Annotated in this window: 17 protein-coding genes; 5 read left to right on the forward strand and 12 right to left on the reverse strand. The window is 73.9% G+C overall.

Annotated elements, in window-relative coordinates; all coding sequences use genetic code 11:
• Window positions 1-91: 91 nt before the first annotated feature.
• From O7619_RS25310 to glnA, 4 genes are all read right to left on the reverse strand, one after another.
• The gene (locus O7619_RS25310) at window positions 92-463 is read right to left on the reverse strand and encodes a VOC family protein (protein WP_282283816.1); all 372 of its coding nucleotides are present in this window, start codon (window positions 461-463) and stop codon (window positions 92-94) included.
• 38 nt (window positions 464-501) lie between these two features.
• Entirely contained in the window at window positions 502-3,846 is a 3,345-nt protein-coding gene (locus O7619_RS25315) for an AAA family ATPase (protein ID WP_282283817.1), read from the reverse strand.
• A 69-nt stretch (window positions 3,847-3,915) separates the two neighbouring features.
• Window positions 3,916-4,608: a WYL domain-containing protein gene (locus tag O7619_RS25320; protein WP_282283818.1), complete on the reverse strand. Its 693-nt coding sequence runs from the start codon at window positions 4,606-4,608 to the stop codon at window positions 3,916-3,918.
• Window positions 4,609-4,644: 36 nt separating this feature from the next.
• Window positions 4,645-5,994, reverse strand: coding sequence for a type I glutamate--ammonia ligase (gene glnA / locus O7619_RS25325; protein ID WP_282283820.1), 1,350 nt, complete (start codon window positions 5,992-5,994; stop codon window positions 4,645-4,647).
• Between the two features lie 267 nt (window positions 5,995-6,261).
• Here glnA and O7619_RS25330 point away from each other — a divergent pair, with 267 nt between their 5' ends.
• Window positions 6,262-8,022 carry an NAD+ synthase gene (locus O7619_RS25330; protein ID WP_282283821.1) on the forward strand — a complete coding sequence of 587 codons (1,761 nt, stop codon included), beginning with the start codon at window positions 6,262-6,264 and terminating at the stop codon, window positions 8,020-8,022.
• A 118-nt stretch (window positions 8,023-8,140) separates the two neighbouring features.
• On the forward strand, window positions 8,141-8,986 hold the full coding sequence (gene panB / locus O7619_RS25335) for a 3-methyl-2-oxobutanoate hydroxymethyltransferase (RefSeq protein ID WP_282283822.1): 846 nt from the start codon (window positions 8,141-8,143) through the stop codon (window positions 8,984-8,986).
• Between the two features lie 104 nt (window positions 8,987-9,090).
• Here the strand turns inward: panB and npdG are convergent, their stop codons facing one another.
• The 6 genes from npdG to O7619_RS25365 form a co-directional block, all read right to left on the reverse strand.
• On the reverse strand, window positions 9,091-9,789 hold the full coding sequence (gene npdG, locus O7619_RS25340) for an NADPH-dependent F420 reductase (RefSeq protein WP_282283823.1): 699 nt from the start codon (window positions 9,787-9,789) through the stop codon (window positions 9,091-9,093).
• A 125-nt stretch (window positions 9,790-9,914) separates the two neighbouring features.
• A complete protein-coding gene (locus O7619_RS25345) occupies window positions 9,915-11,351 on the reverse strand; it encodes an RNB domain-containing ribonuclease (RefSeq protein ID WP_282283824.1) in 1,437 nt (478 codons plus the stop codon).
• A 187-nt stretch (window positions 11,352-11,538) separates the two neighbouring features.
• Window positions 11,539-12,150 carry a histone gene (locus O7619_RS25350; protein WP_282283825.1) on the reverse strand — a complete coding sequence of 204 codons (612 nt, stop codon included), beginning with the start codon at window positions 12,148-12,150 and terminating at the stop codon, window positions 11,539-11,541.
• A 77-nt stretch (window positions 12,151-12,227) separates the two neighbouring features.
• Window positions 12,228-12,431, reverse strand: coding sequence for a hypothetical protein (locus O7619_RS25355; protein WP_282283826.1), 204 nt, complete (start codon window positions 12,429-12,431; stop codon window positions 12,228-12,230).
• Between the two features lie 127 nt (window positions 12,432-12,558).
• On the reverse strand, window positions 12,559-13,524 hold the full coding sequence (locus O7619_RS25360; protein ID WP_282283828.1) for a hypothetical protein: 966 nt from the start codon (window positions 13,522-13,524) through the stop codon (window positions 12,559-12,561).
• Window positions 13,518-13,847, reverse strand: coding sequence for a PadR family transcriptional regulator (locus O7619_RS25365; RefSeq protein WP_282283829.1), 330 nt, complete (start codon window positions 13,845-13,847; stop codon window positions 13,518-13,520). The genes O7619_RS25360 and O7619_RS25365 overlap by 7 nt, the downstream gene beginning before the upstream one ends.
• A gap of 272 nt (window positions 13,848-14,119) precedes the next feature.
• Here O7619_RS25365 and O7619_RS25370 point away from each other — a divergent pair, with 272 nt between their 5' ends.
• Window positions 14,120-14,491 carry a hypothetical protein gene (locus tag O7619_RS25370; RefSeq protein WP_282283831.1) on the forward strand — a complete coding sequence of 124 codons (372 nt, stop codon included), beginning with the start codon at window positions 14,120-14,122 and terminating at the stop codon, window positions 14,489-14,491.
• Window positions 14,488-14,973: a roadblock/LC7 domain-containing protein gene (locus O7619_RS25375; protein ID WP_282283833.1), complete on the forward strand. Its 486-nt coding sequence runs from the start codon at window positions 14,488-14,490 to the stop codon at window positions 14,971-14,973. Before O7619_RS25370 ends, O7619_RS25375 begins: the two co-directional genes overlap by 4 nt.
• A gap of 54 nt (window positions 14,974-15,027) precedes the next feature.
• On the opposite strand, the gene wrbA is transcribed toward O7619_RS25375, so the two are convergent.
• Window positions 15,028-15,639, reverse strand: a complete 612-nt coding sequence (gene wrbA / locus O7619_RS25380) for an NAD(P)H:quinone oxidoreductase (RefSeq protein WP_282283834.1) — start codon at window positions 15,637-15,639, stop codon at window positions 15,028-15,030.
• 111 nt (window positions 15,640-15,750) lie between these two features.
• Here wrbA and sigJ point away from each other — a divergent pair, with 111 nt between their 5' ends.
• On the forward strand, window positions 15,751-16,665 hold the full coding sequence (sigJ, locus tag O7619_RS25385; protein WP_282283836.1) for an RNA polymerase sigma factor SigJ: 915 nt from the start codon (window positions 15,751-15,753) through the stop codon (window positions 16,663-16,665).
• 46 nt (window positions 16,666-16,711) lie between these two features.
• On the opposite strand, the gene O7619_RS25390 is transcribed toward sigJ, so the two are convergent.
• Window positions 16,712-17,668 (reverse strand): threonine/serine dehydratase, encoded by a 957-nt coding sequence (locus O7619_RS25390; protein WP_282283838.1) that lies wholly within the window; start codon window positions 17,666-17,668, stop codon window positions 16,712-16,714.
• Window positions 17,669-17,714: the final 46 nt, after the last annotated feature.

Below are 17,714 nucleotides of genomic sequence, written 5' to 3' on the forward strand. Positions count from 1 at the left end.
AACACCGCCCGTCCGCCGACGGACCTCAACGAGCTGAGGTTTGGGTGCGGTTGTCGTTGCCAGGGCGACGACAACCGCACCCGAAGCACGCTCAGCCCCCGGCCGGCGGGGTGAAGACGCCGAGCAGGTTGCCGGACGGGTCGCGCAGCCGGGCGTGGGTCAGGCCGGTCGGGGTGGTCACCGGCGACGCCACCACCGTGCCGCCGACCTTCTCGGCCTGCCGGCAGCTCTCCGCCACGTCCGCCACCTGGGCGTAGAAGATCGCGTAGTTGTCGGCGGCGGAGTCGGTGCCCCGGATCGCGCCGCCGATCCCCCGCTCACCGTCCGCCGTCGTCTGCCGGTACGACCGGCCCGGGCCACCCTGCTCCTCGAAGCTCCAGCCGAACAGGTCGGCGTAGAACCGCTGCGCCTCGTCCGGCCGGTCGGAGCCGATCTCGAACCAGGTCACGGGCGTGCTGGACATGCTGCCTCCTCATCGCGCCGGCCGGCTGGCCGGCGTCGTCAGGATCCAGCGTCGGGCAGGTCCGCGACAGCGTCCTGTCGGAGTTTCGGCGTCAGCTTCTCCGGATCCTTGACCAGCGGAACCAACCGGCGCACCAGGTCGGGCCGCCGCTCGCCGTACCGGTGGACCAACTCGTTGAGAATCGCCGCCCGGACCGGCACCGTCGCCACGCCCGTCTCGTACAGCCGAACGACCACATCCGCGACGGCCTCGTCAGTCGGGGAGTCGTGCAGCCCCAGGGGCGACTTCGCCACTGCCTCGACGACCGCGGCGAGCCGCTGGTCGACCCGCCGGTCCGCGCCGAGGACCCGGTACACACAGCGCATCATCGCCGACGGGATCACTTGGGAGTCGGGCAGGTCGAGCAGGTGCACGGCGTCCACCACGTCGGCCACCACCTCGGCGGACGCCCCGTCGTCGGAGGCCACCCGGTCGAGCAACAGGCGGAGGAAGGCGACCCGGTCCCAGTCGGGGACCACGTCCCTACCGTGCTCGGCCAGGAACACACACCGCAGGTACACCCGCCGTCGTTCCTCCTGCGTCGCCGCACGCAACGGCAGCAGCCACGCCTCGAGCAACACGTGGGCGGCGGTCGACGAGCCGCCCGAACTCAAGCCGACGACCATGGCGAGTGCCGTGGCGAGCTTGTCGAACATCGGCTCCAGCGCACCGGCCGACACCGCCCCGTCGACGTCACAGGCGAGGTGGGCGGCGCGACGGACCCGGGTCAGCATCTCGGCCGACAGGCCGAGGCCGTTGGCGTACGCCGTGCGCGGCGCGCCGAGCGCCCAGAGCGGGTCGGCGTTCGGCGGCACCGCGAGCCGGTCCCCCAGCCGCAGCCGCACGTCCCGGTCCGGCCACGCGCCGAGCCGGTCCAACGCCAGCAGGTCGCTGAGGCTCTGCCACTCCTCCGGCGCGAGCTGGGAGCGCCACAACCCCACCTGGGCCCGCCACTCGGCCACCGGATCCTCCGGAAACAGCGTCCGCCCGACGGCCTCCCTCGCCGCCACCAGGATCAGCAGCACCAGGTTGGCGGTGTAGGCGGCGCACCGGGCGGGCTCCCGCAGGCGACGGGGACGGTAGTCGTCGAAGCGGCGGCTACCGGTCGCGTAGGGCGCGGCCCGGAACAACCGCACCAGCAGGTCGGCCCAGGCACGCCAGTCGCGCAGCCGCTCCTCGACGAAGCCGAGCACGGTGGACCGGCTGCTGAGCACGGCGTACGAGAGCAGGGCGTGCAGCAGGTCGTCCTCGACCGGCTCGCCGGTGAGCGTGAGGCTTGCCGCCCGCTGCCGGGCGATCAGGTCGTCGACCACCTGCGCGGTGAGCCGGGCCACCAGGTATTCGCCGAACGTGGCGTGCAGGAACTCGTACGTCTCGCGGCGTCGCGCCTCGTCGCCGCCGCGGGCGCGGTAGATGAAGAAGAACCGGCCCAGCACCACCTCGGCGGCGGCCAGCGGCGCGCGCAGCCCGTCCCGTCGGTCCGACGCCGACGGCGACCCGCCGAACGGCAGCGCGGCCAGGTCGGCGTCCAGCTCGGCGGCGCTCACCCACTGCACGCCCCGGTTGAACATCGCGAAGGCCACCACGGCGAGCCGGCACAGCTCCGCCTCGACCGCCCGATCCAGCTCCGGCTCGGGCAGGCCGTCGCGTAGCTTGACCACCTCCCGCCGGGCGAAGCGGCGCAGCAGCCGCTCGTACAGCTCGCCGCGGCGCAGCTCGCCGGCCTGGCGCAGATCGTGGCCCTCGGCGTCGTAGAGGGCAAGCATCAACAGCAGCAGCGGCTGCTCGGCGAGCTCCCGGTGCGACAGCACCGTGGCCGGGTCGAGCCGCCGGGCTCCAGGTGCCCGGAACGCCGCGGCGTTGACCCGGTTCCAGGTGCGCACCCAGGCGTCGACGCGGGCCTCGTCGAACGGCTCCAGCCGCACCGCGACGGTGCCGGGTGGCGGCTGGGCGCGGTCGGCCACGGTGGTCCGGCTGGTCACCACCACCGCCACCGGCCGGCCCTGGTCGGCCTCCCGCCGTTGGAAGGCGGCCACCCGCCGCAGGTAGTCGGTCTGGCTGACGCCGGTGGCCTGCAACAGCTCGTCGAAGCCGTCGAGCAGCACCACCGGCAGCGCGTCGCCGGCCGAGCGGGCCAGCACCGGCCACTCGCCCCGTTCTCCGGTGACCTGGCGCACCGCCTCCTCGATCTGCTCCTGGATGTCGCCGGCCGCGTACACGTCGCGGAGCACCACCCGGACCACCAGGAAGTCGGCGGCGGGCAACCGGGCGGCGACGATCCGGGTGAGCACCGACTTGCCGGAGCCGGGTTGCCCGAGCACCAGCAACGGGGCCCGGACCGCACCGAGCGAGGTGAAGTGGACGACGAGCGCCTGCCAGAGGTCGTCGCGCTGCGGCCGGCCGTCCCACCAGCTCTCGTCGCTGGGCCGCGCGGTCGCGCCCAGGTCGGCGATCCGGCACAGCGGCGGCACGTACGCCTGGCCGAGCGTCGGCACGGTCAGCCCGGCCGGCACGTCACCCGAGGCGATGATCGGTCGGTCCAGGTCGGCGGTGTACGCGGCGGCGAGGCCGGCCCGCCGCCCGTCCGGAGCCGATCCGGTGGACAGGTCGGCCAGGGTCCGGTGCAGGTCGGCCAGGCCCAGTGACAACCGGCGGACCTCGACCCGGGTGGCCTCGTGTTCGTGCAGGCCGACCCAGAAGGACACCTCGGGGAAGTCGACGGCGAGCCGGTGCAGCAGGGCGACGTACCTGTCGACGGCGGCGTCGGGGAGACCGGCGAGGGCCCGCTCGGTGGCCCGCCAGCCCCGGTCGGAGAGCGCGTCGCCGGCCGCCAGCCCGCGAAGGAAGGCGAGGAGCCGGTGGGCCAGCCACCCGTACCAGTCGACGAGCGCCGACCGCAGCGCCGGCTGCGGCAGGTGCGGGCCGGGCGTCGGCGCCGTGGTGGCGAACAGCGCCGCGGTAAGGTCGTTCCCGGCCTGCCGGGCGCCGGCCAGCAGCAACTGGTCGGCCCGGTCGATCGCCGCCTTCCCGAGGTCGATCGGCGGGCCGACCGCGTTCAGCGCCTCGAAGAAGGCGGTCACCGCGATCACCGCGTGCGCCGCCTCCAACCGCTGCGTCCGCCCGTACCGGGACAGGCCGGAGCGCTTCTCGGACACGCCGCGCACCAGCTCGTGGCCGAGCCGGACGAACTCCGCCTTGGCGCCGAAGACGCCGAGCAGCGCCGGCACCGGCGCCGACGCGGCCACCAGCACCCCGCCCGTCAGCTTGTCGAACCAGTCGAGGACCTTGCTCTTGTCGCCGCCGAGCAGGCGGACGGCATCGGCGTAACTGAGCGTGTCGGGCACGCGCGTTCCTCCCCAAGGGACGGCGGACCCGCCAGCCTCCCCCATCGGAAACGGAAGCGCTGTCGGGTTTCAGACCAGACTGAGCGGGCGCACCCGGTCGACCGGGAGGTCGAGGTCCTCGGGGCGCAGCTCCCGGGTCACCGGCTCGGCCAACGGGTGCACGGCGCGGATCCGGTCGGTGCGGAAGCACCGGAGACCGTCCCGCAGCCGGCACCAGGCGACCAGATACCAGTGCGTCGAGTTGCCCAGGTAGGCCAGCGGCTCCACGTCGCGCAGCGAATCCGCGCCGTCGCGGTCGGCGTACCGCAGGCGCAGCACGCGCCCGGCGGCGACCGCGTCGGCGACGGCGGCCGGGACCGGCGTGCCCGGCCCGTCGCCGACCAGGTGCACCCGGCCGGCGAGCCGGTGCGCCTCGGCGACCGCGGCGGGCGGCATCACCGCGACCAGCTTGCGCAGCGCGGCGCCGGCGGCCGGGGCGAACGGGGAGCCGCCCAGCCGGTGCAGCGCCACGGCCATCGCCACCGCCTCGGCCGGGGTCAGGTTGACCGGCGGCAGCGTGCGCGCCCGGTCGACCGCGTAGCCGCCGGTGCGGCCCGGCTCGGCCCAGATCGGCACCCCGGCGCCCTGGAGAGCGGTGATGTCCCGCTCGACGGTGCGGGTGCTGACCTCGAAGCGCCGCGCCAGCCAGCGCGCGCTGCGCGGGCGCGGCGACACCGCGCGCAGCTCGTCCACCAGGGCGTAGAGACGGTCCGTGCGGTTCACTCCCCGGACGCTAGACCGGGGGTACGACACGGTGGCCTAGAGCGACAGGTAGCGCTGCCGCTCGTAGGGGGTGACCTCGCGGCGGTACTGCTCCCACTCGGCCCGCTTGTTGCGCAGGAAGAAGTCGAAGACGTGCTCGCCGAGCACCTCGGCGACCAGCTCCGAGCCGGCCATCACGTCGATCGCCTCGGACAGGTTCTCCGGCAGCGCCTCGTAGCCCATGGCGCGGCGCTCGGCGCTGCTCAGCGACCAGACGTCGTCCTCGGCGCCCGGGGGCAGCTCGTAGCCCTCCTCGATGCCCTTCAGCCCGGCGCCGAGCATGACCGCGAACGCCAGGTAGGGGTTGGTCGCCGAGTCCAGCGACCGGACCTCGACCCGGGCCGAGTTCGGCTTGCCGTAGGCGGGGACGCGGACCAGCGCGGACCGGTTGAGGTGACCCCAGCAGACGTACGCCGGGCTCTCGGTGATCCGGTCCGGCAGCGCCTGCGGGAACAGCCGCTTGTACGAGTTGACCCACTGGTTGGTGACCGCGGTGTATTCGCGGGCGTGGGTGAGCAGCCCGGCGATGAACGACTTGGCGACCTTGGACAGCTTCATCGGGTCACCGCCGTCGTGGAAGGCGTTGCGCTCCCCCTCGAACAGCGACAGGTGGGTGTGCATCCCGCTGCCCGGCTGGTCGGTGAACGGCTTCGGCATGAAGCTGGCCTGCACGCCGGTGGAGAGCGCGACCTCCTTCACCACGTGCCGGAACGTCATGATGTTGTCGGCGGTGGTGAGGGCGTCGGCGTAGCGCAGGTCGATCTCCTGCTGGCCGGGGGCGACCTCGTGGTGGCTGAACTCCACCGAGATGCCGATCCGCTCCAGCGCCAGCACCGCCTGGCGGCGGAAGTCACGCGCCACCGCGTGGGTGGTGTGCTCGAAGTAGCCGCCGGTGTCGACCGGGGTGGGCACGGAACCGTCCTGCGGGCCGTTTTCCAGCAGGAAGAACTCGATCTCCGGGTGGGTGTAGAAGGTGAAGCCCTTGTCGGCCGCCCGGGAGAGCATCCGGCGCAGCACGTGCCGCGGGTCGGCCCAGGAGGGGCTGCCGTCGGGCAGCAGGATGTCGCAGAACATCCGGGCGCTCTCGCCGCTGACGCCGCCCTCGAACGGGAACACCTGGAACGTGGTCGGGTCGGGCATGGCCACCATGTCCGACTCGAAGACCCGGGCGAAGCCCTCGATCGCGGAGCCGTCGAAGCCGATGCCCTCCTCGAAGGCGGCCTCCAGCTCCGCCGGGGCCACCGAGACGCTCTTCAGCGTACCGAGCACGTCGGTGAACCACAGCCGGACGAAACGGATGTCCCGCTCCTCCAGCGTACGGAGGACGAACTCCTGCTGACGGTCCACAGCCACCCCTCGTGACATGTACGTTTTCCACCGGTCGGGTCGGCCCGGCTGACCGCTCAGTCTTCCCCGGGCTCGTTACGCCGACGTTACGCCCTCCCCCGCCGGGTCGTCCTGCCGTGTCCCGCCCCCAGAGACGCCGGCAGGTCAGCCGACCGGTCAGCCGGCAGCTCAGCCGGCAGGTCAGCCGGCCGCTCAGCCGGCCGCGAGTGGCCGGAGTCTCCCGCGACCGGCCGGATTCGACCGGGACGGCTGGGGGAAGATGGGGACATGCCCACCCTGCGTCTCGCTCTGTGCCAGGTCAACCCGACGGTCGGCGACCTCACCGGCAACGCCGACCGGGTCCGCGCGTGGACCCGCAAGGCGGCCGACTCCGGCGCCCAGCTCGTCCTCTTCCCCGAGCTGATGGTGACCGGCTATCCGGTCGAGGACCTGGTCTTCCGCCGGTCCTTCGTCGCCGCGTCCCGGGCGACGCTGCACCGGCTCGCCGCCGACCTGGCCGGCGACGGCCTCGGTGACCTGCCGGTGCTTGTCGGCTACCTGGACGCGGACGGCCCGCCGCAGGTCAGCGCCGACGCCGAGCCGGGCCGGGGGGCCCGCAACGCCGCCGCGCTGCTGCACCGCGGCGAGGTGGCGGCCACCTACTTCAAGCACCACCTGCCCAACTACGGAGTGTTCGACGAGGACCGCTACTTCGTCCCCGGCGACACGCTGACCGTGGTGCGTCTCGGCGGGGTCGACGTGGCGCTGACCATCTGCGAGGACCTGTGGCAGGCCGGGGGCCCGTTCGCGGTGGCCCGGCAGGCCGGCGTCGGGCTCGTGCTCAGCATCAACGGCTCGCCGTACGAGCTGAACAAGGACGACGCCCGGCTGCCGCTGGTGCGCCGGCGCGCCGCCGAGGCGGGCGCCGCCGTCGCGTACGTGAACATGGTCGGCGGCCAGGACGAGCTGGTCTACGACGGCGACTCGCTGATCGTCGACGCGGACGGCACGCTGCTGGCCCGCGCGCCGCAGTTCGTGGAGCACCTGCTCGTGCACGACGTGACGCTGCCGGCGGCGCCGGAGGCGACCGGCGGCGCGTCCGACCTGGCCGACGGGATGCGGCTGGTCCGCCGCGAGGTGCCGGCGATCCCGCCCGCGCCGGCCGGACCGGCGGCCACCGGCGGGATCATCGAGCCGGTCGCCGACGAGGCCGAGGTGTGGCAGGCGCTGGTGCTGGGCCTGCGCGACTACGTCGACAAGAACCGCTTCCCCTCGGTGGTGCTCGGCCTCTCCGGCGGCATCGACTCGGCGGTGGCGGCGGCCCTCGCGGTGGACGCGCTCGGCCCGCAGCGGGTGGTCGGCGTCTCGATGCCCAGCCAGCACTCCTCCGAGCACTCCCGCACCGACGCCGAGGAACTGGCCAAGCGCACCGGCCTGGACTACCGGATCGAGCCGATCCAGCCGATGGTCGACACGTTCCTGTCCAACATGTCGCTGTCCGGCGTGGCGGTGGAGAACCTCCAGGCCCGGGTACGCGGCGTGATCCTCATGGCGCTGTCGAACCAGGAGGGCCACCTGGTGCTCACCACGGGCAACAAGAGCGAGCTGGCGGTGGGCTACTCGACGCTCTACGGCGACTCGGTGGGCGGCTACAACCCGGTCAAGGACGTGTGGAAGACGCTGGTGTGGCGGCTGGCGAAGTGGCGCAACGCGGACGCCACCCGGCGCGGCGAGACCCCGCCGATCCCGGAGAACTCGATCGGCAAGCCGCCGTCGGCCGAGCTGAGCCCCGGCCAGCTCGACAGCGACACGCTTCCCGACTACGACGTGCTCGACCCGATCCTGATCGGCTACGTCGACGGCGACCTGGGCCGGGACGGCCTGATCGAGTCCGGCCACGACCCGGCGGTCGTCGACAAGGTGCTGCGGATGGTGGATACCGCCGAGTACAAGCGGCGGCAGTCCGCGCCCGGCACCAAGATCTCCATGAAGGCGTTCGGGCGGGACCGGCGGCTGCCGATCACCAACCGTTGGCGCGAGGACGGCTGACCGTACCTCGGCCGGGGAGTGAATTCCTCCACTCCGACCTGCCCGCGGCCGGTCGCCCGGTGCGACGATCGCGGGGAACCCGGGGACCGCGCGCGCGGCCTCGAGGAAGGAGATTGTCATGGTGGAGTCCACCCCGACCGAGGTGACCGCCCTCTACGGCGGGCCGGCCACCCGGCGGATCCGCACCCGCGACCTGCTCGCCGCCAAGGAGCGTGGCGAGCGGTGGGCGATGCTCACCTCGTACGACCAGTACACCGCCTCGATCTTCGACCAGGCGGGCATCCCGGTGCTGCTGGTCGGCGACTCGGCGGCGAACAACGTCTTCGGCTACGAGACCACGCTGCCGGTGACCGTCGAGGAGCTGCTGCCGCTGGTCCGCGCCGTGGTGCGGGCCACGAAGCACTCGCTGATCGTCGGTGACCTGCCGTTCGGCTCGTACGAGGAGGGGCCGGCGCAGGCGCTGCGTACCGCGGTGCGGTTCATGAAGGAGGGCGGCTGTCACGCGGTGAAGCTGGAGGGCGGCCGGCGCTGCGCCGCCCAGATCGAGGCGATCGTCGGCGCCGGCATCCCGGTGATGGCGCACATCGGGTTCACCCCGCAGAGCGAGCACACCCTCGGCGGCTACCGGGTGCAGGGCCGCGGCGACACCGCCGAGGAGGTGCTCGCCGACGCCCGGGCGGTGACCGAGGCGGGCGCGTTCGCGGTGGTGCTGGAGATGGTGCCCGGCGAGGTGGCCAAGCGGGTCACCGGTGAGCTGCCCATCCCCACCGTCGGCATCGGCGCCGGGCCGGACACCGACGGCCAGGTGCTGGTCTGGCAGGACATGGCCGGGTTGCGCGCCGGCCGGGCGCCGCGCTTCGTCAAGCGCTACGCCGACCTGGCCGGCACGCTCACCGACGCCACCCGCCGCTTCGCCGACGAGGTGCGCGGCGGCGACTTCCCCGCCCCCGAGCACACCTTCTGAGAGGTAAGGAGGGGGCCCCGCTTAACGCTTTCGGTAGAGGCGGGGCCCCCGCTTAACACCGGACGGTTAAGCGGGGCCCCCGCCTAACCGCGGGGCGGGGGCGCTCAGAGATCCGTCACCCGGATGCCGGCGTGCGCCTTGTACCGCTTGTTGATCGCGATCAGGTTCGCGGTGAACGCCTCGATCTGGTGGGCGTTGCGCAGCCGGCCGGCGTAGATGCCCCGCATGCCGGGAATCCGGGCGGCCAGCGCGGCGACCACGCCGATCAGATCCCGGTCCTCGGTGCAGATCAGCACGTCGAGGTCGATCCGGTCGACCTCCGGGTCGGCCAGCAGCGGCGCGCTGACGTGGTTGAACGCGGCGCACACCCGGGAGTCGGGCAACAGCGCGGCGGCCTGCTGCACGGCGCTGCCCTCGGCCACGGCCAGCGCGTACGGGCCCTGCTTGTCGAAGCCGAGCGGGTTGACGCAGTCCACGACGATCTTGCCGGCGAGCGGGCCGGCGAGCGCGGCGACGGTGGCGGCGTGCCCGTCCCACGGCACCGCGACGATCACCACGTCGCTGCGCCGGGCGACCTCGTCGTTGTCGGCGCCGGAGACCGTGGCGTTGGCCGGTACGCCGGGCGACGCGGCGATCTCGGCGGCGGCCTGGGCGGCCCGGTCGGCGGCGCGGGAGCCGATCAGGACGGTCTGCCCGGCCCGGGCGAACCGGTAGGCGAGACCCCGCCCCTGGTCGCCGGTGCCACCGATGATGCCGATGGTCAGCCCGGATATGTCGGGCAGCGTGGTCGCGTCGTAAGCCATACGGCCATCCTCGCAAAGCGTGGCCGGCGTGGCGCGTCGAGGCGCTGTGAGAATCCCCGCGCCAGGCCACGCGGGCCGCTGGCGCCCGGCCCCGCTCAGGCGCCGGCGAGCGCGAGACGGCCGGGTCAGGCGCGCTCGAAGGCGACCTTCCGCTCGGCCGGGTCGGCGACGGTGAGCCGGACCCGGACGCGCTCGCCGAGCGGCAGCTCGCCGGTGCAGCGGGCCCGCACCGGCGGCTCGTCCAACGCGACCGTGCCGCCGGGCGGCCGACCGGCGCGGCCGTTGCCCGCCGGGCGCGGCTCGTCCACGTCCAGCACCGCCGCCTCGAACGTCTCCCCCACCCGGTGCGCCAGCAGCACCGCCTCGGCCAGTTCCACCGCGCCCCGGGTCGCCGCGCCGGCGACCCGGTCGGTCGTCGCCATCACCTCCGGCAGCTTCGGCAACGCCTCCCGGAGGTGCGCGGGCACCTCACGGCCGTCGTGCAGGGCCAGGCAGACCTCGGTGGCGTACCTGTCGGCGAGCCGGCGCAGCGGCGCCGTGACATGCGCGTACGCGGCGGCCACCCCGCCGTGCTCCGGCTGCTCGGGCGCCGCGCCGTCGAAGGCGGTGTACGCGGCGCCGCGCATCAGCTCGGCGGCCTGGTCGACGAAGGCGGCGGCTCGGGGTTGCGACGCGTCCAGCCCGGCGAGCACCCGCCCGACCGGGGTGCCCTCCGGCCAGGCCACGCCGAGCGGGTCGGCGGCCAGGCGCAGCCGCCGCACCGCCTCCGGTTTGGGCCGGGGCATCGTCCGCAGCAGGCCGATCCCGCCGGCGAGCATGATGTCGGCGGCGGCCATGCCGGTCAGCAGCGAGATCTGAGCGTTGTGTTCCTCCATCGCGGCGGGCCCGCGCAGCACCAGCCGCCACCCGTCGCCGTCGGGTTCGACGTCCTGCTCGGGCAGCGGCAGGTTGATCGCGCCCCGGTCCAGCCCGCGGGCGGTGAGCAGCGCGCCGATCTCGGGCAGCAGGGCGATCGGCTCGGGCAGGCGGCCGGCGTCGGCGTCGCGTTGCACGCCGCCGTAGTCGAGCTTGGCGCGGCTGCGTACCCGCGCTCGTTCGAGGCTGACCGCGACGGCGCCGCCGTCGGCGTCCAGGTCGATGGTCCAGAGCACGGCGGCCCGGTCGACGTCGGGGAGCAGGCTGGCCGCGCCCTCGCTGAGCGTGTGCGGGTGCAGCGGCACGTTGCCGTCGGGCAGATAGACGGTCTGCCCGCGCCGCCAGGTCTCCGCCTCAAGATCCCCGCCGGGGCGTACGTGGGTGAGCACGTCGGCTATCGCGTACCGCACGCGGTAGCCGCCACCGGGACGGCGGCTGAGGTGCATGGCCTGGTCGAGGTCGCGGGAGGTCGCCGGGTCGACGGTGACGAACGGGATGTCGGTCCGGTCGGCGACGGCCGGCAGCGGCGCGGCGGCAGCCCTGTCCGCCTCGCGCTGGGCCGCGGGCGGGAAGTTCTCGGGCAGTCCCAGCTCGCGGCGCAGCGCGCCGAAGTCGATGCGGGGCGCCAGTACACGTCGGATCACCACGCGGTCAATCCTGACAGCGCTCCGCACGTTCCGCTCATCGGCGCGGCGGCGCCGCGCGAGTCCACCACGCGGCGCGGCACCGCGAGGCGGCGCGCCCTGCGCGCACGCCGGCCGGGCCGAAGGACCGCCGTGTTAGGAAGGGGCCCTTCCTATACCGAATGCGTTAACCGGGGCCCCTTCCTAACACTCAGGCCCGGCGGGGCGACGCCTTGCGCGCGGTGGTCTTGCGCGCCGTCGTGGTCTTGCGCGCCGGCGCCTTCTTGGCCGTGGTGGTCTTCTTCGCGGCGGTGGTCTTGCGCGCCGTCGTGGTCTTGCGCGCGGGCGCCTTCTTGGCCGCCGCCTTGCGCGCCGTGGGACGGGTCGAGGCGGTGGTCTTCTTCGCCGCCGAGGTGACCTTCCGGGCCCCGGTGGTCTTCTTCGCGGGTGCCTTCTTCGCCGCCGTGGTCTTCTTCGCCGCGGTGCTCTTCCTGGCCGCGGTGGTCTTCTTCGCCGGCGCCTTCTTGGCGGGTGCCTTCTTCGCGGGCGCCTTCTTGGCCGCCGTCGCCTTCTTCGCAGCCGTGGCCTTCCTGGCGGGCGCGCTCTTGGCCGTGGTCCTGGACGCCGGCGCCTTGCGCGCCGCCGACACGACCTTCTTCGTGGCCGCCTTCTTCGCGACCGCCTTTCTGGCCGGCGTCCGTCCGGCGCCGGCGCCCGAGGCGTTCGGCGACGCCTTGGTGACCGTCGTCGTCCTACCCGCGGTGGTCTTCTTCGCGGTCGTCCGTTTCGCGGCCGGGCGGGTGGCCTGCTGTGCTACGGCCATCTCGGTTCCCTTTCCTGGGGACGTGCTCTCGCCCTCGCGGAGCACGGATCACCTCGACGCGGTCCGTCCCGCGCCGTCTATCGGCCCTCCCCGGCCCAACGGGCGTCCTCGGCTTCCCACGCTTCGTTGCGCTCCTGCACCCTCTGCAGGGCGTTCTCCGCGTCGGCGGCTGAGGCGTACGGTCCGAGAACGTGCTTGGCGGGGCACACGTCGGCATCGGTCTCGACCCGGTGGTGTCGCGTGCACCAGTAGTAGTGCCCACCACTTCCGTCGTCGCTCATGCGCTCACTGTGCACCGGGAAACGCCCGGCCGCCACCGGAACGCCGCAAATAGTCGCCGCCTTCTCCACATTAGACCTGGTCGGGGCCGTTTCACCGGGGAACGGCGTAACGGCTCCCGGACGCCGCTCAGGTGGCGACCGGGACGGGCTCCGGACCGGGTACGGCGGCCGGGGCCGGCCGCGCCACCGCGACGGCGTAGGCCACCGCGTAGGGCGTGCAGGCCAGGTAGAACATCGGCTCGACGAGCACCCGGTCGGTGATGAGGAACCGTTCCCACTCGGTCGGACGGGGCAGCCCGAACGACGAGTCGGTCCAGCAGGTCAGCAGCCACAGCGGCGCGGAGATCCGGTCCACCGCGTCCGGCGGCAGCTCGGTGGTCGGCGGGGTCGCCGGGATGGTGGACACCACCGTGAGGACCACCGCCGCGTCGGCGGCGACGAACGCGCCCAGCAGGCCGACCAGCCAGGCCGACCGGGTCCGCCCGCGGTGGGCCAGCACCCCGGCGGCCCAGAGGGCCGGCACCAGCAGCGCCAGCCAGAGCAGCAGCCCGGGCACCATCTCCGTCAGGCCGCTCTCGGCCCGGCTGGCGAACCAGCCGAGCACCACGGCCAGCGTGACGGCGATCGGCGCCACCACGCCGAGCGCCGTGGGCAGCGCCCCAACGCGTACGGTCCGGCGTGCGGTCCGGGTGACGACGAGCGCGAGCAGCGTCCCGAGCCCGGCCACGACGGCGGACCAGATCGGCATCTGCGCCGCGGTGGGCCACACTGCGGCGAAGGACAGCCACCCGTAGGTCGCGTTCATCACCACCGCGGCGAGCACGAGGACCGCGACGCAGGCCGGCGGCGCGAGCAGCAGGACCCCGGCGGTACGCCACAGGCGGGCCGGCACCGCGGTCCGGTCGACGAGCGGCGTGGCGGCCCGACTGGTGGCCAGGCTGGCGGCGAAGCGAAGCATGGTCCACCGCCGGCCCGTGCGGGCCAGCTCGTGCAGCTCGGCGGCCCACTCCCGGGCCAGCTCGGCCCGCAGCTCCGCCGGCCAGCGGCGCACCGCCAGGCGCAGCAGGAGAGCGGCGAGTCGCCCGGTCACCACGCCGGCGCCCCGGCCGGGCCGGGGCCCTCGTGGGGGCGTTGCGCGGGGGTGAGGGCGCGCACCTCGGCCAGGGCCAGCCGGGCGGATCGGGTCCCCTCGCCGGTGAGGCGGTAGTAGCGGCGGGCCGGGCGGCCGGCGGCGACCGGGTCGACGGCCTCCCAGTCGGCGGCGAGCCAGTCGGCCGCCTGGAGGCGGTGCAGCACCGGATAGAGCGTCCCGCTGGGCAGGCCGGTGAGCCGCATGAGGTCGAGGCCGTAGCGGGGCGCGTCGGGCTCGGCGAGCAGCGCCGAGAGCACTTTGATCACGGGTATGGTCAGCCGCACCGCCGTACTATATCGCATCTCTACATAGGGGGTGACGCATCCGCTCCCGGGCGTGGCCGTTTAGCAGGCGGCTCCACGATCGACCATCGGCCGGCGAGTCCCACTTATGGGACCGGCGGCCGGTGGGACGGGACCGCACAGGTGGATCACCAGCCGGCCGGATGCGGCCCGGACCTCCGTATGTAAGCCTCTACGCAGCATATTCGCGGGAGGCGCCGGCTGTCAGCCCGCGCGGCGACCGGCCCACCCGGACGACCCCTGGGGAGAGAACCGTGGGCAACCTCGACGTCGCGTTGAAAAACGCGATGAACATCGACGGCGCGATCGGCGCCGCGCTCGTCGACTACACGAGTGGCATGACGCTCGGCGTGGCCGGCGGCACCGGCGAGATCGACCTGACCGTCGCCGCCGCCGGCAACACCGACGTGGTGCGGGCCAAGCTGCGCACCATCGAGATGCTGAAGCTCGACGACGAGATCGAGGACATCCTGATCACGCTCGGCACCCAATACCACCTGATCCGGCCGCTGAGCAACCACACCGGCAAGGGCCTGTTCCTCTATCTGATGGTGAGCAAGAGCCGGGCCAACCTGGCGATGGCCCGGCACCAACTGCGCGCGATCGAGGAGAGCCTGGACCTGTGACCCGGGTGGAGAACCTCCCACGCCGCACGCCCGGCCGCAGGGGCGCCCTACCGCCGCCGTGCACCCTGCCACCCTCACTGGCCGGCAACCCGGCGCTGCCGTACCCGGCCATCGGGCAGGAACTGTCCGCGCTGCGGCTCCAGATCCCCGGCGTGCACGGCTGCGTCCTCGGCGGCGTCGACGGCCTGCTCATCACGCACAACCTCCAGAACGACGCCAGCCCCGACGACCTGGCCGCGCTCGCCGCCACCATGTTCGGACTGGGCCGCCAGGTCGGGTCCCGGCTGGGCCAGGGCGACTTCCAGCAGTCCACGGTCCGCAACGAGCACGGCTACCTCAGCGTCTACGCGGTCAACAAGCAGGCGCTGCTCGCCGTGGTCGGCACGGACAGCATCAACGTGGCCCGCCTGCACCTGCACGCCCCGACCACCGCGGCCCGCCTGGCCGAGCTGCTCGACGGCGTCACCCCGACCACGCCCTGACGCGCCGCCGGTCGCGCCGGCCCCTCAGGGGGTACGGCGTGACCGGCGCGCGGATCAGGCTGGTCGGCGGCCGGCTTTCAGCGCGGCTGCGGTGTCGACCACGCGCCGAGCCTGGTGACGGGCGGCCCGCAGGGTGACGTCACCGGGCGGCCCGTCGCCGACCACGTGGGACGTGCCGTAGGGATTGCCCGACCGGAACTGGATCGGGTCGGTGTAGCCGGGGGGCACGATGATCCCGCCCCAGTGGTAGAAGACGTTCGACAACGACAGGATGGTCGACTCCTGCCCGCCGTGGCGGGTGTTGGAGGCGGTGAAGGCCGAATAGACCTTGTCGGCGAGCTTGCCGTGGAACCACAGTGGACCGAGCGTGTCGATGAATGCCTTGAGCTGGCTCGACACGGCGCCGAAGCGGGTGGGGGTGCCGAACAGGACCGCGTCGGCCCAGTCCAGGTCGTCGCCGGCGGCCACGTCGACGTCGGCGGTGTCCTGGACGTGCCGGGCCCACTCCGCCCTGGCGTTGATCGCCTCGGCCGGGGCGGTCTCGGCCACCCTGCGCAGGCGTACGTCCGCGCCCGCCTCCGCCGCGCCCTCGGCGGCGGCCCTGGCCAGGCTGTGCACGGTGCCGGTGGCGCTGTAGTAGATGATCGCGAGGTGTACGGCTTCCATGATCGGTCTCCCCCGTCGGGCGCTCGTCAGGCGATAGTGTTCGGTTCACCGATACGACGGAACAGCCCCGCCGAACGTCAGGCGGCGGGACGAGGGGGAGCCGGCGGCAGCATGACCAACCCCACCGGGCCAGGGCTCGACTGGCCCGATCCGGCCCTGAGCGAGCGGCGTCGACTCGTCAATCTCGCGTACCGGATGCTCGGATCCCTCGCCGACGCCGAGGACGTCGTGCAGGAGACGTACGCCCGCTGGTTTGCCCTGACGCCCGGGCGGCGGGACGCGATCGAGGCCCCCGGCGCCTGGCTGACCACGGTCGCCGGCCGGATCTGCCTCGACCTGCTCGGCTCGGCGCGCGCCCGACGGGAACGCTACGTGGGGCAATGGCTCCCGGAGCCGCTGCCCGACCGTGCGGAGTGGACCAGCGGCCGGACGGACGGTGACCCGGTCGACCGGGTCACCCTCGACGAGTCGATCGGCATGGCCTTCCTGGTGGTGCTCGAATCGACGACCCCCGCCGAGCGCGTCGCGTTCGTCCTGCACGACGTGTTCCGCTACTCCTTCGCCGAGGTGGCCGAGGTCGTCGGCCGTACGCCGGGCGCGTGCCGCCAGTTGGCCTCGTCCGCCCGCCGCCGCGTCCGCGCGGCGCGGACCCCCGGCGTGCCGGACGCCACCCGGGCCGGCGTCGTCCGGGCCTTCAGGCAGGCGTGGGAGGCCGGCGACATCGATGCGCTCGTCGGCCTGCTGGCCCCCGACGCCACCGCGACCGGCGACGGTGGCGGGCGCGTCCGCGCCGAACTCCACCCGGTCGAGGGGGCCGCGCGGATCGCCCGGTTCTTCGTCGGTCGCGCCCGCACCGCGGCCGGCGTCACGATCCTGGAGCGTACGGTCAACGGCCAGCCCGGTCTGGTGGCGCAGGTGGACGGTGTCGTCGGGGCGGTGCTGGCGTTCGACATCGCGGGTGACCGGATCAGGAGCATCTGGACGATCCTCAACCCCGACAAGCTCCGCCCCTGGACGACCGGCTGACCCGGACGAGCGTCCCGAGACGCCGCCGGGCTGGTCCGCCCTCGCTTCAGGCGCCGAGGCGCGCCGTCCACGCCGCCACGTCGGCGACCGTGGCGTTGCCGCCGCAGAGCACCAGTCCCAGCCGGGCGCCGGCACCCACCCGGTCGCGGACGAGGCGTGCCGCCGGCACCAGGCATCCGGCGGCCGGCTCGGCCCAGACCTTCGCGTGCTCGGCCAACTCCACCGTCCCCCGCACCGCCTCCGCGTCGGAGACCACGAGCACGTCACTCACCAGCGCCGTCACGTGGTCGTAGGTGAGCTGCGAGACGGTCGGCGCGCTGAGCGTGGTGACGATCGACGACAGCGGCACCTCGACCGGCCCGCCCTTGGCCAGGGCCTGCGACATCGCCTGCGCGCCCTCGGTCTCCACCCCCCACACCCGTACCCCCGGCCGGCGTGCCCGCAGGGCCGCCGCCACCCCCGAGATCAACGCCCCGCCGCCGATGCTGACCAGCACGTCGGTCACCTCACCCGCGTCGTCGGCGAACTCCAACCCGACCGTGCCCTGCCCGGCGAGCACCACCGGGTCGTCGAACGGATGCAGCAGGGTCAGGCCGTCCTCCCGCAGCCGGGCCATGAGCGCGAACGCCTCCGCCATGCCGTCGGTCAGCCGGACGTCTGCACCGGCCGCGCGGGCCACCTCGACGGCACGCGCCGGCGCCGTCGACGGCATCACCACGGTCGCCGCCACGCCCAGGGCGCCGGCCATCACCGCGACCGCGATGCCATGGTTGCCGCCGCTGACCGCCACCACGCCCGCCGCCCGCTCGGCCTCGTCCAGGACGAGCAGCTTCGCCGCCGCGCCCCGGGCCTTGAACGATCCGGTACGTTGCAGCAGCTCCAGCTTGGCGGTGACGGGTACGCCGAGCAGCTCGGACAGGCCGGGGCTGGGCACGGTCGGCGTGTGGACCACATGACCGGCGATCCGGTCGGCGACGGCCTCGATGTCCGCAAGCTCGATCATCAGCGAAGCGTAGCCACCCGCCGGTGCAGCGACCATCGGCCCAGGT

The sequence above is a fragment of the Micromonospora sp. WMMD998 genome (assembly GCF_029581235.1).
Taxonomy (GTDB): domain Bacteria; phylum Actinomycetota; class Actinomycetes; order Mycobacteriales; family Micromonosporaceae; genus Micromonospora.